Genomic DNA, 15114 nt, shown 5'->3' with positions numbered 1-15114 from the left:
TCTTTCCGTAGAGGTCAGGCGCGGGTCTTGCGCTGGGGGTTGGAGGCGGGGCGGCGCTTGGCCGGAGCCGCGATCGGGTGATGGAGGTCCGCCGCGCGGCCGCCACGGCCGCGCAGGATCATGCGGGCGGAGGTCTGCGGCTCGGGCAGGCTCTCCTCGAGCGAGGCGAAGAGCCAGTCGATGAACACCTTGACGATCGGCGCCTGGCGCACCGACTGCCGGCAGGCGACATAGAAGGCGTCGTTCGCCGGCACCGTCAGGTCGAAGGGCACGACGAGTTCGCCGCGGGCGATCAGGTTGCTGGCGGTGATCGTGTCGCCGAGGGCAACGCCCTGGCCGTGCAGCGCCGCCTCGGTGGAAAGGCGGGCATCGCTCATGAAATGCTGGCGCCCGCGCACCACGTCGACCGCATCCGCCGCCGCCAGCCAGGTGCTCCATTCGCGCCCGTCGTCGCCGTGGAACAGCGTGTGGTCGGAAAGGTCGCGCACCGAGCGCAACGGCCGGCTGTTGAGCAGGGTGGGGCTGGCGATGGGAAAGAGCTTGAGGTGCGACCAGAGCCGTGTCCAGCAGTCCGGCCAGTTGCCGTCGCCGTAAAGCACGCTGACATCCGTATCGAGCGAACGCAGATTGTCCGGATCGTTGGAGGCGATCAGCGTGACGCGCACGCCGGGAAACTGGTCGGTGAAGGTGTTGAGGCGCGGGATGAGCCAGAGCGAAAGCAAGGCCGGCACGCAGGTGACGGTGAGGTCGCCGCAGGTTTCCGGCTGCTTCATCAGGGCTGTTGCCGCGGCGATCTCGCCGAAGGCGTTGGTGACGGCCGGCAGCAGCAGCGCCCCCTGCGGCGTCAGCTTCAGCCGCTTGCCGCCGCGCTCGAAAAGCGCGGTGCCGAGCGAATCCTCCAGCGCCCGGATCTGGTGGCTGACCGCGCCATGGGTGACGTTCAGTTCCCGCGCGGCAGCCGAAACCGCGCCCCGGCGGGCGGTCGCCTCGAAGGCGCGGAGCGGATTGAGCGGCGGCAGGCGCGAGGCCATGAGGAGCGGTTCCGGTATGTGAGTTTTTCTCACGCAAACTGCTATAACAATGTCAATTGCTTTTCCAGTCGTTTTGTTACGATACTATGAAGAACGAGGGCAAAGCCCCGGGGGAACATCACTTGGCTCGCATCTGCTCCGGCCCCCCGGTCTGCCCGCATTTCCGAAAGGTGAGGTAGAGACCATGGCCGACAGCAAACTCGACGAACTCAAGGCAAAATATGGCGCAAGCCACGGCGGCGAACTGTTCGACCCCGCCTTCCGCAAGGTTGCCGACAAGATCTTCACCAAGAGCGGTTCGCGCCTTGCGCCCTATGCCGGCGTGCCGACCTTCCTCTCCGCGCCCTACATGCCGGTCGATGCGGAGAACCCGGATTTCGGCAACCTCCAGGTCGCCATCACCGGCGTGCCGATGGATCTCGGCGTCACCAACCGCCCCGGCTCGCGCTTCGGGCCGCGCGCCATGCGCGCCATCGAGCGCATCGGCCCCTACAACCACGTCCTCGACTGCGCCCCGGTGCAGGAACTGCGCGTGGCCGATATCGGCGACGTACCCTTCCAGAGCCGCTACCGCCTCGAACTCAGCCATGACGACATCGAGAAGCGCTTCAACCAGATCGTCGATGCCGGCGTGATCCCGCTCGCCGTCGGCGGCGACCACTCGATCACCCATCCGATCATGAAGGCCGTCGGGAAGAAGCAGCCGGTCGGCATGATCCATATCGACGCCCATTGCGACACGGGCGGCGCCTTCGACCAGACGAAGTTCCACCATGGCGGCCCGTTCCGCAACGCCGTGCTCGACGGCGTGCTCGACCCGACGCGCACGATCCAGATCGGCATCCGCGGCTCGTCGGAATATCTCTGGGAGTTCTCCTACGAATCCGGCATGACCGTCATCCATGCCGAAGAGGTGAGCGGCCTCGGCATCCCGGCCATCATCGAGAAGGCGAAGGAAATCGTCGGCGACGGGCCGACCTATCTCTCCTTCGACATCGACAGCCTCGACCCGAGCTTTGCGCCCGGCACGGGCACGCCGGAGATCGGCGGCCTGACGAGCCGCGAGGTGCTGGAGCTGATCCGCGGCCTCAAGGGCATCAACCTCGTCGGCGGCGACGTCGTGGAGGTCGCCCCGCAATACGACGCGACGACCAACACCGCCCATGCCGGCGCGCAGGTGCTGTTCGAAATTCTGAGCCTGATGGTTTTCAGCCCTTCCGTGGCCCGGACCGCCTGACATACAATAGCAACAACGGGAACGCACCGGCCGGATCGATCGGCCGGCCAAACAGGAGAAAGATGACGATGCGTGACATCCTCAAGACCAATGTCAGCCGCCGCGCGGTGCTGGGCGCCGGCGTCGCCGGCGCCTCGCTGCTCGCCATGCCGGCCGTGCTGCGCGCCCAGGACAAGTCGCTGAAGGTCGGCGTCTACGGCGGCTACTTCAAGGATTCCTTCGACAAGAACATCTTCGCCGATTTCACCAAGGAAACGGGCATCGCCATCGAATCGGTCGCCGAGCCGACCGGCGAGGCCTGGCTCGTGCAGCTCGAGCAGGCCGCCAAGGCGGGCCAGGCACCGGCCGACGTCTCGATGATGTCGCAGGTCGCCATGCTGAAGGGCCAGTCGACCGAGCTCTGGGCCGCCCTCGACACGGCCAAGATCCCGAACGCGACGAACCTCATCGACCATTTCGTCAACAAGTATCCGGATGGCCGCGTCGCCGGCATCGGCGCCGTCGCGTGGTACATCACGCTCGTCACCAACACGGACGTCTACAAGGAAGCCCCGACCTCCTGGAACGCGCTGTGGGATCCGGCGAACGCCGACAAGCTCGGCCTGCTCGCGCTCGTCTCCAACTCCTTCCTGCTCGAAGTGACGGCCAAGACCCATTTCGGCGGCACCAACGCGCTCGACACCGAGGAGGGCCTCGTCAAGGCCTTCGAGAAGCTCGCCGAGGTCAAGCCGAACGTGCGCCTGTGGTATCGCGACGAGGCACAGTTCGAGCAGTCGCTGAAGTCGGGCGAAATCCCGATGGGCCAGTATTACCACGACGTGACGGGCCTTGCCGCCGCCGATGGCCAGCCGGTCCGCTCCACCTTCCCGCAGGAAGGCGGCATCATGGATTCCGGCTGCTGGGCGCTGTCGCGCGCCTCGGAAAAGGTCGAGGAAGCCCACACCTTCATCAACTACATGTGCCAGCCGCAGATCCAGTCGCTGCTGTCGCGCAAGGTCGGCACCGCCCCGACCGTCAAGCGCGACCTGCTCGACCTGACGGCCGAGGAGTTCGCCGCGGTTTCCTCGGACATCGAGCCGATCATCCCGCGCTACGACCTCTACACATCCAAGTCCGACTGGCTGAACCAGAAGTGGACGGAGATGATCGCCGGCTGAGCCGCGCCGTCCACAATTCGACCGGCCGGCTGAAACATCGGCCGGCCGGCCCCAAACCGTAAGCCGAGCGGAGCCCCAATGTCCGGATTGACCCTCCAGAATATCGTCAAGCAGTTCGGCACCTTCACCGCCGTCAAGAATGTAGAGCTGACCGTGCCGCACGGCACCTTCGTCTGCCTCCTCGGCCCTTCCGGCTGCGGCAAGACGACCTTGATGCGCATGGTCGCCGGCCTCGACCTTCCGACCAGCGGCGCGATCAGGCTCGACGGCAAGGACATCACCAATGTTCCCACCCACAAGCGCGATCTCGGCATGGTCTTCCAGTCGCTGGCGCTCTTCCCGCACCTGACGGTCGGCGAGAACATCGCCTATTCGCTGCGCATCCGCGGCATCGGCAAGGAGGCGCAGAAGAAGCGCGTCGACGAGCTGCTCGCGATGATCCACCTTGCGGGCTACGCCGACCGCCCGGTCGCGAAGCTCTCCGGCGGCCAGCGCCAGCGCGTCGCCATCGCCCGCGCGCTCGCCATCTCGCCGAAACTCTTCCTGCTCGACGAACCGCTTTCCGCGCTCGACGCCAAGCTGCGCGAGGCCATGCAGGTGGAGCTGCGCCAGCTCCAGCAGCGCCTCGGCATCACCACCATCGTCGTCACCCACGACCAGCGCGAGGCGATGACCATGGCCGACACGGTCGTCGTGATGAACGGCGGCGAGATCCGCCAGGCCGCCCCGCCGGTGGAGATCTACCGCCGTCCGGCCGACACCTTCGTCGCCGATTTCATCGGCATGACGAACCTCATCGATTTTTCCGCGGATGGCACCGGCGCCAGCGTGCTCGGCGCCTCGATCCCCGGTCTTGCCATCCCGGCGGGCCTTGAATCCGGCATCCTCTCGGTGCGCCCGGAGGACGTGCACCTCACCGCGCCCGGCAATGCGCCGATCTCCGGCACCGTCACCTTCGTGCGCGATCTCGGCGGCACGATCGAGACCTTCGTGGAAGCCGCTGGCAAGCAGGTCGTCGCCGTCTCCATGCCGAATGCCCGGCCGGACGTCGCCGTCGGCCAGACCGTCGGCCTGAAGCTCAACCCGGCCGATTGCGTGGTGCTGAAGTCATGAGACGCGAGGCCCCGCAGAAGTTCTCCGACTACGGCCCGCTATTCTTCCCCGCGGGCATGCTGATCGTCTTCTTCGTCGTGCCCTTCGCGACGATGATCGCCGTCTCCTTCTTCCGCCGCGATCCGGCGGGCTTCTATTCGCCCGATTTCGTCTTCGACAACTATGCCCGCTTCCTGAGCCTGTTCTTCGGCAAGGTGCTCGGCTTCTCGCTGTTCCTGGCGGTGATGGTCGCCATCTGCTGCGTCGTGCTCGCCGTGCCCTTCACCTATCTCCTCTCGCGCGCCAAGCGGAAGACCCAGGTGCTCTGGCTGGTGGCGCTGCTGTCCATCCTGTCGCTGTCGGAAGTCATCATCGGCTTTGCCTGGTCGACGCTGTTCTCGCGCACCGCCGGCATTACCAATCTCCTCGTCATGCTCGGCATCATGAACGAGGCGGTGGCGCTCAATCCGAGCTTCGGCGCGGTGCTGACCGCCATGGTCTACCAGGCGCTGCCCTATACGGTGCTGGTGCTCTATCCCGCCCTCGTCCGTCTTGACCCGACCCTGACGGAGGCGGCGCGCACGCTCGGCGCCTCGCCGATGAAATCCTTCTTCACCGTCGTCGTGCCGGCATTGCGCAACACCATCGTCGCCACGCTGATCATGGTCTTCATCTTCGCGCTCGGCTCCTACCTGCTGCCGCAGATCCTCGGCCGGCCGCAGCACTGGACCCTCTCGGTGCTCATCACCGACCAGGCGATCTACCAGTCGAACATGCCGTTCGCCGCCGCCATGGCCGTATTCCTGGTGCTCGTCACGCTCGGCCTCGTCGCACTCACGGTCTATGCCGGCCGCAAGGGAGAAGCCGCATGAACGCGCTGCTGCAGAAGGTCTATTTCGGCCTCGTCGGCCTCTTCCTCTCGCTGCCGATCATCGTGGTCGCCGGCGTCTCGGTCAACGAGAAGCAGACGCTGGCCTTCCCGCCGCAGGGCTTTTCGCTCGGCTGGTACGGCGAGATCTTCACCAACAGCGAATGGCGCAGCGCCCTCTTCGCCTCGATCACGCTGGCCGCCCTCTCGGCGGCGGTGGCGCTTCTCATCGCCCTGCCGCTCGCCTGGTTCCTCTGGCGGCACCATGCCCCCTGGGCGAACATCTTCCAGCTGCTCGGCATCGCGCCCTTCACGCTACCGCCGGTCATCACGGCGCTCGGCCTGCTCACCTTCTGGGCGACGACCGGGTTCTACGGCCAGCCGGCGACCGCGGTGATCAGCCATGCGATCTTCTTCGTGACGCTGCCGCTGGTGACGCTGTCGCTCGGCTTCTCCTCCATCGACCGCTCGCTGGTGGAAGCGGCCGCCACGATGGGCGCCGACGACCGTACGATCTTCCGCACGGTGGTCCTGCCGCTGATCCTGCCCTATCTGATCTCCGGCTATGCCTTCGCCTTCGTCCTGTCGCTCAACGAATATATCGTTGCCTACATGACGATCGGCTTCACGATGGAGACGCTGCCGATCAAGATCTTCAACGCCTTGCGCTACGGCTATACGCCGACCATGGCCTCGGTCACGATCCTCTTCGTCGCGATCGCCGCCACCATCTTCGGCCTCGTCGCGCGCTTCGGCGACCTGCCGAAGCTGCTCGGCGCCATGTCGACACGAGATTAGCAGCCGGTCCGGCGAAGGTGTACTATAGCCGAGCGGAACGGCACAGAACCAGACAGGAGCCCGCATGCGGATCGCCGCCCTTCAGATGCACGCCATTGCCGGCGACAGCGAGGCCAATATCGAGCGCATCGCGGCGGCGGCCGCGGATGCGGCGGCGGGTGGCGCCAAGCTGCTCGTCGTGCCGGAGCTCGCCGTCACCGGCTACGGGGCAGGGGAGACGGCCTTCGCCCGGCTGGCATCGCCTGCGACGGGCGACGTGGCGAGGCGGCTCGGCGCCATCGCGCGGGACAACGGGCTGGCCATCGTCACGGGCTTTGCCGAACAGGAAGGAGCGCATGTCTACAACAGCGCGCTCTTCACCGATGGCATCGGCACCAATGCCGTCTATCGCAAGTCCCATCTCTATGGCGAGTACGAACGCGGCGTCTTCCGCCCGGCCGCGCCGGCCTCCGTCATGGTGGAGCTCGGCGGCATCCGGCTCGGCATGCTGATCTGCTACGACGTCGAGTTTCCCGAGAACGTGCGGCGGCTCGCGCTGGCCGGCGCCGATCTCGTCATCGTGCCCACGGCGCTGCCGAAGGGCTCGTCCGGCACCTTCATCGCCAGCCACATGATCCAGGTGCGCGCCTTCGAGAACCAGGTCTTCGTCGCCTATATCAACCATTGCGGCGCCGACGACCGTTTCACCTATGCCGGCCTGTCGCGCATCGCGGCGCCCGACGGCAAGCTGCTCGCCGAAGCTTCGGCAGAGGGCGAAACCCTGCTCTTCGCGGAAATCCGCCCCGAGGATTACGCGAAGTCGCGGTCGGAAAACACCTATCTCGTGGATCTCGCCCGGCAGGGTTGACGGTGCCCGAGTGGATCCTCGGGTCAAGCCCGAGGATGACGGTGGTGAGGAGAGGTTGCCCCAGCCATTGATGGCGCGGCATTCGGCACCCTCGTTTCAGCCTCAAACCTCTCTTTTGTTGTCATCCTCGGGCTCGACCCGAGGATCCACCTTCACGGCACGCCTTCACCAAAGTTCCAGGTACAAATCCCGCCAATCCGGATTCATCGCCTCGATCAATTCGACTTTCCATTGCCGATACCAGCGTTTCAGCGATTTCTCCCGCTGAATGGCCGTGCCGATGCTGTCATGCTCTTCATACCAGACCAGGCGAACGCAATCATATTTCGAGGAGAATCCAGGCGTGACCTTCTCCCGGTGTTCATGAATGCGCCGTTCAAGGTCGGCCGTCACGCCGATATAGAGCGTGCCGTTCCTTTGGTTGGTGACGATATAGACATATCCCGTCATACGGGAAATGTCGGCGATTATGGCAACTGTGTTCAAGCGAAGTTGGTTTTGTCGCGCTGCATAGCATTGAGGATCGTGATGAGCTTTCTTGCGACGGCGATGATGCCGGCCTTTGCGGAGCCTGTTCTGGCTGAGACGGCCTGATGGAAGGCGCGCAGGCGCGCTGAGGCCTTGATGGCGCCGAGGGCCGCCATGTAGAGGGCCTTTCGCACCCTTGGCCTGCCGCCCTTGATGCGGCGTCGGCCGTTTCTCCTGCCGGAATCGTCATTGAAGGGGGCAAGGCCGGCAAGGCTTGCGGCTGTTTTGGGCGAAAGGCTGCCGAGTTCGGGCATATGGGCCAGCAGGGTCAAGGCTGTCACCTTGCCCACGCCGGGCGCGGAGGTAAGGCGGTGCGCCTGCTGAGCGAGATGTCCATTCTTCATCTGCTCGTCGATCGCAGCCTGGATCGAGGCGATCCTCTCGCCGAGGATGGCGATCATGGCCTCGATGTCGGCGCGGACGGCGGGATCGAAGGCATCGCAAAGATGCCGGCGCTCGGTTGCACGGGCATCGACGAGCTGGTCCCGGCGGCGGGCAAGGGCCGCCAGCCGTTCGCGCACCGGGCAAGGCGGCGCCTCGGCCGTCAGGCCGAACATGGTTCCCATCTCGCAAAGCGAGCGGGCATCGATGCGGTCGGTCTTGGCCAGCCGTCCCCGCGCTTCGGCAAAGCGCCGGGCCGTCTTCGGGTTGACGCGGGCAAAGGCGATGCCGGCCTGCGAAAGACACAGGCGCAGCAGCCGGTCGCAATGACCTGTCGCCTCGAAGACGACCAGGTCGGTGGCCGGGTCGAGGCCACGGGCAAAAGCGGACAGCGCGGTCTGCTCGTTGGGAATGCGGCAGAACCTGGCCGTTCTCGGATCGAAGATGTCGATCATGTCCTTGCCGATGTCGCAGCCGATGAAGGTATGGTGTATCGTCATGGCGCCTGCTCCTGTGTGCGGGGTCTGTGGCGACAGCCCCGTGCAACTGTTCAGGTTGATGGGCGAAGCGGGAAGGGACCAAGCCACGCCGCGGCCTGCCGTCACAAACGGCGGCCTGGATCCTCTCGGCCTCCTTCCCGCAACCATCTTACATCAGACCAAACACACAGGATCCTCGGGTCAGGCCCGAGGATGACGAAAGAAGAGAGGGGATTAGGGCTGAAGCAAGGGAGCCGGATGCCGCACCGGCCAAGGGGCTGGCAACCTCTCCTCCTCTCCGTCATCCTCGGGCTTGACCCGAGGACCCACGCCCCACGGCACGTCCTCGCCGCCAAAAAACACGCCCCGCATTTTCCCCACCCCTCAACCCCGTGCCTACAATCCTCCCATCCCGCCGCGGATACACCGTAAGGCGTTGCGGCGAGGCGGGGTCGGCGCGGGGCGTGAGGGGGCGACGCAAACCTTGACGCACCGGGCGCGCGGAAAATGGTCTCCCTCCGGCGAAACGGGGGAAATGGCGGGGCGTCGGACCGGACCGCCGTTTTGCCCCGATCACGTCGCCGGGCGTGCCTGTGTGGCACACAACATGGCGGCTGCACCATGCGGCGTCCGGGGCTTCCCCGCTCGCATGGCGCAGTGGAAGACGGTGCCGACCGGCAGTCGTGGCTGCGGCACCGTGATCCTGAGGGCGTGCATGACCCCTTCTTCGGAAGGGCGCGCCACCGTTCCCACGCACCCCGCCATCGCAGAGAGGCCGAAGTCGCGGGCAAAAACCGCCGAACGGGGCGCTGGACGGTGCCGCATACAAACATTCAGTCGAGGCAGCCTCCAGCGCCCCGTCCGAATGCTCCTTGACAAAGCCACGGGCGGAAATTCCGCCGCGTGGGTTGCTCTGTTGCCCTTATCGCGGCCTCGGCCCGACCACCTTCAGGCCTGATAGGTGATGCGGCCGTCGCACATAGTCGTGACGGGCCGGATCGCGGCGAGGTTCGCATGGTCCGCGGCCTCGACATTGCCGGACAGCACGACGATATCCGCGAGATACCCCGGCTTCAACATGCCCTTGCGGTCTTCCATGAACTCGACCCAGGCACCGTTCTTGGTATAGGCGGCCAGCGTCTCGGCAAGCGAAAGCCGCTGGTCCTTCAGGCCCTCCTTCCACAGGCCGCGCGTCATGGCGCATTCGATGCAGTGCATCGGATCGAGCGGGGAGACCGGCCAGTCCGTGGCGAAGACGATCTCAGCCCCGGCATCGACCAGCGTGCGCCAGGCAAAGGCATGGGGCCAGCGGTCCTCGCCGATATAGGAGAGGTAGGGCTCGACCGGCAGGTCGGCGCTGCCCGGCGGATGGGTCGGCTGCATCGAGGCGACGGTGCCCAGTTCCTTGAAGCGGGGAATATCGTCGGGATGCACGACCTCGATATGCTCGATGCGGTTGCGGCTGTCGCGCTTGCCGTTCGCCTTGATGGCGGCCTCGTAGCCGTTCAGCACCATGCGCACGGCGCCGTCGCCGATGGCGTGCACCGCGACCGGCAGGCCGAGCCTGTCGGCGGCGATGGCGATGCTGTCGAAATGGTCCTGCGAGAACAGCGGCTCGCCCTTCCAGCCCGGCTGGTGCGCATAGTCGTCGATGAAGACGGCGGTGCCCGATTCCGTCACGCCGTCCATGAAGAGCTTGACGAAATCGCAGCGCAGGCGGTCCGTGTTGAAACGCTCGCGCCAGGCGGCGGCCTTCGTCTCGAGGTCCGAGAGCGGCATGAAGTTCTTCATGTGGAAGGGCATGCGCACGCGCACCGGCAGGCCCACCGTGCGCTCGATCTCGTCGAGCATTTCGAGCTGGTAGAGGCTGCCGTCCATGTTCTGCAGCGAGGTGATGCCGAGCGAGGCGACATAGGCAAGGCCCCGCTTGATGACCTCGATGTCGCCCGCACGCTCTTCCGCCGTCACGTGCTCCGGGTCGCCGCCGGTACCGACGCCGAGCATTTCCCGCCCGCCGGTTTCGCCGAAGGCGGAAATGGGGCGGATGGCGTTGCTCTCGCGCAGCTCCCCGCTCGCAAGGCCGTCCTCGCCCATGACGATCTCGTTGCCGACGCCGACATCCCGGCCCTCCAGGATGCCGCCCATCGTGAGGGCCGTCGTGTTGGCCCAGGCCGTGTGGTGGTCGGGCGCGACGATCAGCAGCGCCCGATCCGGCAGGATGCGGTCGAGATGATGGCGCGTCATGCGCTCGTCGTCGGACAGGATCGTGTAATCGGCCTGCTGCGCGATGAGGAGCCGGCGCTCCGGATATTCGGCCGCATAGGCCTTCACCGCCTTCTCCAGCGCGTCGAACCCCTTGACGCCGGCCAGCGACAGTTCGCTGAGCTCGGCCGAACCGCCGAAGATGTGCATATGCGCTTCGTTGAAGCCGGGCAGCACCGTGCCGCCCCCGGCGTCGATCACATGGGTGTCGGGTCCGGAAAAGGCGTCGATCTCGGCTTCCGGGCCGACGGCCAGGATGCGGTTTCCGGCAATGGCAACCGCGTTCGCCCGCGGGTTCGCCGCGTCCATCGTCAGCACCCGCGCGTTGCGGATGATGAAGCTCGCTTCCGTCTGCATGGCGTGTCCTCGAATCGCGTTCAGATTGCCCGGCGGCAGAGCGCCCGGAAGAAGGTGAAGATGTCCTGGTTCTCCTCGTCGCCCAGCGGTTCCGGCTGGGAGGAGAGCTTGACGATGACGGTCTCTGTGCTCGGATCGACATAGAGCCACTGGCCATGGATGCCGATCGCGCAGAAGGCGCCGTCGGCCTCGCCCGACTGGTACCATTGGCTGCGGTAGCGCCCGTTCGGCAGGTCGACATTGCGGCCCTCTCGCCAGGCTTCCCGGTCGCCGTTCTCCTGCATGTCGCGGATCCAGCCTTCCGGCACGATCTGCCGGCCGTTGCGCACGCCGTGGTTCCGCAGCAGTTCGCCGAGGCGGGCAAGGTCGCGCGCCGTCATGGAGACACCGCCCGCGGTGCGCGGCGTGCCGATCGCGTCCACCGTGATTTCGGCATTGCCCTTCGCACCCATCGGCTTCCAGAGGAGATCGGAGGCGAGGTCGGAAAAACGCGCGCCCGTGACGCGTTCGATGACGACGCCGAGCAGGTCGGCATTCGGCGAGGCATAGTAGAACGGCCCGCCATGCGGCCGCTCGGCCTTCTGCAGGGTGATGAGGAAAGAAGCGAGCGTCTCCGGCGCAATGTCCGGTTCCGGCGGGTTCCACAGCATGGCGCGGCGATAGCGCGCGAAGGCGCCGTGCGGGTCGAGATAGGCTTCCTCGAAATCGAGGCTGACGCGCATGTCGAGCACGTCGCGATAGGTGCAGTCGCCGTAGACGCTGCCCTTGGCCTCCGGCAGATAATCCGTCACCGGGCGGTCGGGATCGATCAGCCCCTCGGCCTCCAGGATGCCGGAGACGACGGCCGTCAGCGACTTCGAGATGGAGAAGACGAGATGCGGCGCATCCGGGTCGGCATGCGGGGCATAATATTCCGCGACGACCTCACCCCGGCGCATCATCACGAAGGCGTCGGTATGGGCAAAGTCGAGGAAGGCGCGGGCGCTCGCGGCGCCTGCAAGGCCGGTCTCCATCGCCGCATCGAGAAAGGCGTCGCTGGCGAGCGGCACTTCGGCGGCCGGCACCTCGGCCGCGATCACCGCCGTCGGCACGAGATCGCGGACATTCTGGAAGGTCCAGCGGCTATAGGGCGCGGTGCGCCAGTTGGCGAGCGTGATATCCGCACGGGCAAAGCCGTGCCTGTCCTTGAACGTCTTGATCATGGCATATCCGACCGAAGCGCGGGAAGGCGCCAGGCCCTCCCGCGTACGGCCGTCCTCGTTTCCTTGCGGCCTTGCCGCTTACTTCTGCAGTTCGGTCCAGATCCTGGTATAGAGCTGCTGCACGTCCGGCTCGCAGCTTGCGAGGAACTCGCCCGCGGGCTGGAATTCAGCCGGCACGACCAGTTCCGGCGCATCCTGCATTTCCGCCGGCAGGAACTTTTCCGAACCCTTGATGCCGTTGGAATACTTGGCAAAGGCGGAGATCAGGGCCGCATTCTCCGGATCCATGATGAAGTTCATGAACAGCTTGGCGTTCTCGGCGTTCTTCGCGTCCTTCAGGAGCGCGACGCTGTCCATGAAGTAGGGGAAACCCTCCTTCGGATAGCCGAACTTGATGTCCGCGTTCTTGATGCGCGAGCGCATGATGGCGCCGTTCCAGTAGTAGACGGCGGCATAGTCGCCGGCCGGCAGCTTCTCCGTCACGCTGTAGTCCATGGCGAGCCATTTGGTCTTCGCCTCGACGAGCTTGTCGCGGACCTTGCGCAGGACGTCCTTGTCCGTCGTGCACCAGTCGCCGCCGAAATACTTGATCGTGGCGAAGAGGACGTCGTTCATCTCCGGCGCCACGTTGATCTTGCCGGCCAGCTCCTCCGGCGGATCGAGGAAGATCGCCGAGGTGTTGATGTCGCCCTTGTAGACCGAGGTGTTGACGCCGATGCCGGTCAGGCCCCACTGCCACGGAACGGTATAGTGGCGGCCCGGATCCCACGGCACGTCGACCCAGCGCTCGTCGACATTCTTGAAGTTCTCCATCTGGTCCGGCCGGGCTTCCTGCAGCAGGCCTTCCTTGATCCAGATCTGCACGTAGTTCGCCGAGGGCACGACGACATCGAAACCGTGGCCGCCGGCGCGGACCTTGGCAAGCGCCGTGTCGTTCGAATCGTAGTCGGTGACCGTGACCTTGACGTCGAACTTCTCCTCGAACTTCTTGATCAATTCCGGATTGGTGTAGTCGCCCCAGTTGTAGATGTTGAGCTGGCCGGCCGCCGAAGCGGCATTCGCCGCAAACAGCATGGCAATCGCCGCCGTTGCTGTCGTCGTCATCCATTTCGTTTTCATTCTCTGTTCCTCTCTGTCGTTGTTCGTCGAGATGATCACTGTTTTTTCCGGTTGATGAAGAAGAAGACCACGACGAGCGCCGTCGAAAGCGCCAGGAAGACCGTGGCGATGGCATTGATCTCGGGCGTCGTCTCGCGCCGGAGCTGTCCCAGCATATAGGTCGGCAGGGTGTCCTGTCCGCCGGATTTCACGAATTCCGTGATGACGACGTCGTCCAGCGAGATGACGAAAGCCAGCATGAAGCCGGCGATGACCGCCGGGCGCAGCAGGGGCAGGGTCACGTGCCGGAAGGTCTGCCACCGCGTGGCATAGAGGTCGGCCGCCGCCCGCTCCAGCGTCAGGTCCATGCTCTCCAGCCGGGCGCGGATGGGCAGGTAGGCAAAGGGGATGCAGAAAGCGGTGTGCGCGACGACCAGGTAGCCGAGGCCCGAATAGCCGGTCCAGACCTTGATGCGCGAGAAGACGATGAGCAGCGCCACGGCCGTGACGATCTCCGGCACCATGAGCGGCTGGTTGATCAGCGCATATTTGAAGGTGAGGCCGCGATAGGGCGTCGTGCGTGTCGTCGCAAGGGCCGCCATGGTGGCAGCGATCGTGGCGAGGAAGGCCGCCCAGATCGCGATGATCAGCGACCGGATGGCCGCGTCCTGAACGGCCGCGTTCTGCCAGGCCGCAACGAACCAGCGCGCGGAGAACCCATCCCAGCGCGACAGGGATTCCGCCCCGTTGAAGGAGTAGATGACCAGCGCGGCGATCGGCAGGTAGAGCGCGAAGAAGGTGAAGAGGGTGATGAACCCGAAGCCGGGCTGCGAGCGGATGTCGAAATGCGACTTAAACATGGCTCGAACCTCCGCGCGAGGCATTGCGCACGTAGAAGATCAGCGCGACCATCACCAGGGCCATCAGGGTGATCGACATGGCGGCGCCGAGCGGCCAGTTGCGGCCCGATCCGAACTGCATCTCGATGAGGTTGCCGAGCATCATGTTCTTGCCGCCGCCAAGCACGCGCGGAATGACATAGGCGCCGAGCGACGGGATGAAGACGAGGATGGAGCCGGCGATGATGCCGGGCTTGACCAGCGGGATCACGATGCGGCGCAGGACCTGCAGGCGGCTCGCATAGAGATCGTATCCCGCCTCCACCAGCCGGAAGTCGAGCTTCTCGATCGAGGCATAGAGCGGCAGCACCATGAGCGGCAGGTAGACATAGGTCATGCCGAGCAGGTTGGCCGTGTCCGTATACATGATCTGCAAGGGCGAATCGATCACGCCGAGCCAGATCAGGGCATTGTTCAGGAGGCCCTCGTTGCGGATGACCTGCTGCATGGCGAAGGTGCGGATCAGGAGGTTGGTCCAGAACGGGATCGTGACGAGGAAGACCCAGATCTCACGGGTGTGCGGCGGACGCGTCGCGATGAAGTAGGCGGTCGGAAAACCGAGGATCAGGGTGAGGAGCGTCGTGAAGAACGACAGCTGGAGCGAGCGCCAGATGATCGACAGATGCGCATCCGCAAGGCCGAGCGTGTCGTCGAATATGTCGCGCTGGAAGAAGACCGAGACCCAGCCCTCGAGCGAGAACTCCCCGAACCTGACATCGCCGTAGTCGCCCTTCGCCATGAAGGAGTAGAGCAGCATCACGAGCAGCGGGCCGACCGCCGCAAAGAAGATGATGAGCAGGGCCGGCGCGCTGAGCAGCCAGCGGGAGCGGATATCCTGTTTCTGCGCCGCCAGAGCGGCTTCCTGTGCGCCGCTCATC

The 15114-nt window shown here is 65.4% G+C and carries 14 protein-coding genes; 6 read left to right on the top strand and 8 right to left on the bottom strand.

Features of this window, described 5'->3' with window-relative positions; translation table 11 throughout:
- Positions 1 to 14: 14 nt before the first annotated feature.
- The gene (locus WMC41_RS25820; RefSeq protein ID WP_244766122.1) at positions 15 to 1031 is read right to left on the bottom strand and encodes a LysR substrate-binding domain-containing protein; all 1017 of its coding nucleotides are present in this window, start codon (positions 1029 to 1031) and stop codon (positions 15 to 17) included.
- A gap of 184 nt (positions 1032 to 1215) precedes the next feature.
- On the opposite strand from WMC41_RS25820, the gene speB reads away from it, so the two are divergent.
- The 6 genes from speB to WMC41_RS25790 all read left to right on the top strand — a co-directional run bounded on the left by speB (position 1216) and on the right by WMC41_RS25790 (position 7030).
- Positions 1216 to 2268, top strand: coding sequence for an agmatinase (gene speB, locus WMC41_RS25815; protein WP_244766121.1), 1053 nt, complete (start codon positions 1216 to 1218; stop codon positions 2266 to 2268).
- A 68-nt stretch (positions 2269 to 2336) separates the two neighbouring features.
- A complete protein-coding gene (locus tag WMC41_RS25810) occupies positions 2337 to 3425 on the top strand; it encodes an ABC transporter substrate-binding protein (protein ID WP_432349349.1) in 1089 nt (362 codons plus the stop codon).
- A gap of 78 nt (positions 3426 to 3503) precedes the next feature.
- Positions 3504 to 4538, top strand: coding sequence for an ABC transporter ATP-binding protein (locus WMC41_RS25805; RefSeq protein ID WP_432348821.1), 1035 nt, complete (start codon positions 3504 to 3506; stop codon positions 4536 to 4538).
- Entirely contained in the window at positions 4535 to 5389 is an 855-nt protein-coding gene (locus WMC41_RS25800) for an ABC transporter permease (protein WP_244766119.1), read from the top strand. The genes WMC41_RS25805 and WMC41_RS25800 overlap by 4 nt, the downstream gene beginning before the upstream one ends.
- On the top strand, positions 5386 to 6183 hold the full coding sequence (locus WMC41_RS25795; RefSeq protein WP_432348819.1) for an ABC transporter permease: 798 nt from the start codon (positions 5386 to 5388) through the stop codon (positions 6181 to 6183). Before WMC41_RS25800 ends, WMC41_RS25795 begins: the two co-directional genes overlap by 4 nt.
- Positions 6184 to 6247: 64 nt before the next feature.
- Complete coding sequence (locus WMC41_RS25790; RefSeq protein ID WP_432348817.1) at positions 6248 to 7030, top strand: carbon-nitrogen hydrolase family protein; 783 nt, start codon at positions 6248 to 6250, stop codon at positions 7028 to 7030.
- Positions 7031 to 7195: 165 nt separating this feature from the next.
- On the opposite strand, the gene WMC41_RS25785 is transcribed toward WMC41_RS25790, so the two are convergent.
- The 7 genes from WMC41_RS25785 to WMC41_RS25755 all read right to left on the bottom strand — a co-directional run bounded on the left by WMC41_RS25785 (position 7196) and on the right by WMC41_RS25755 (position 15113).
- Positions 7196 to 7480: a GIY-YIG nuclease family protein gene (locus tag WMC41_RS25785; protein WP_244766116.1), complete on the bottom strand. Its 285-nt coding sequence runs from the start codon at positions 7478 to 7480 to the stop codon at positions 7196 to 7198.
- Between the two features lie 32 nt (positions 7481 to 7512).
- A complete protein-coding gene (locus tag WMC41_RS25780) occupies positions 7513 to 8439 on the bottom strand; it encodes an IS110 family transposase (RefSeq protein WP_432348815.1) in 927 nt (308 codons plus the stop codon).
- Positions 8440 to 9366: 927 nt separating this feature from the next.
- Positions 9367 to 11037, bottom strand: a complete 1671-nt coding sequence (locus WMC41_RS25775; RefSeq protein ID WP_432348813.1) for an amidohydrolase — start codon at positions 11035 to 11037, stop codon at positions 9367 to 9369.
- Positions 11038 to 11057: 20 nt separating this feature from the next.
- Positions 11058 to 12239 (bottom strand): serine hydrolase domain-containing protein, encoded by a 1182-nt coding sequence (locus WMC41_RS25770; RefSeq protein WP_432348811.1) that lies wholly within the window; start codon positions 12237 to 12239, stop codon positions 11058 to 11060.
- A gap of 78 nt (positions 12240 to 12317) precedes the next feature.
- Positions 12318 to 13358, bottom strand: coding sequence for an extracellular solute-binding protein (locus WMC41_RS25765; RefSeq protein WP_432348809.1), 1041 nt, complete (start codon positions 13356 to 13358; stop codon positions 12318 to 12320).
- A gap of 35 nt (positions 13359 to 13393) precedes the next feature.
- Positions 13394 to 14197, bottom strand: coding sequence for an ABC transporter permease (locus tag WMC41_RS25760; RefSeq protein WP_244766112.1), 804 nt, complete (start codon positions 14195 to 14197; stop codon positions 13394 to 13396).
- Positions 14190 to 15113, bottom strand: a complete 924-nt coding sequence (locus tag WMC41_RS25755; protein ID WP_244766111.1) for an ABC transporter permease — start codon at positions 15111 to 15113, stop codon at positions 14190 to 14192. Before WMC41_RS25755 ends, WMC41_RS25760 begins: the two co-directional genes overlap by 8 nt.
- Position 15114: the final 1 nt, after the last annotated feature.

The organism is Shinella yambaruensis, from assembly GCF_050859155.1.
Lineage (GTDB): Bacteria > Pseudomonadota > Alphaproteobacteria > Rhizobiales > Rhizobiaceae > Shinella > Shinella yambaruensis.
The sequence above is the reverse complement of the archived record's forward strand: the minus strand, read 5'-3'. Positions and strand labels throughout refer to the sequence as shown.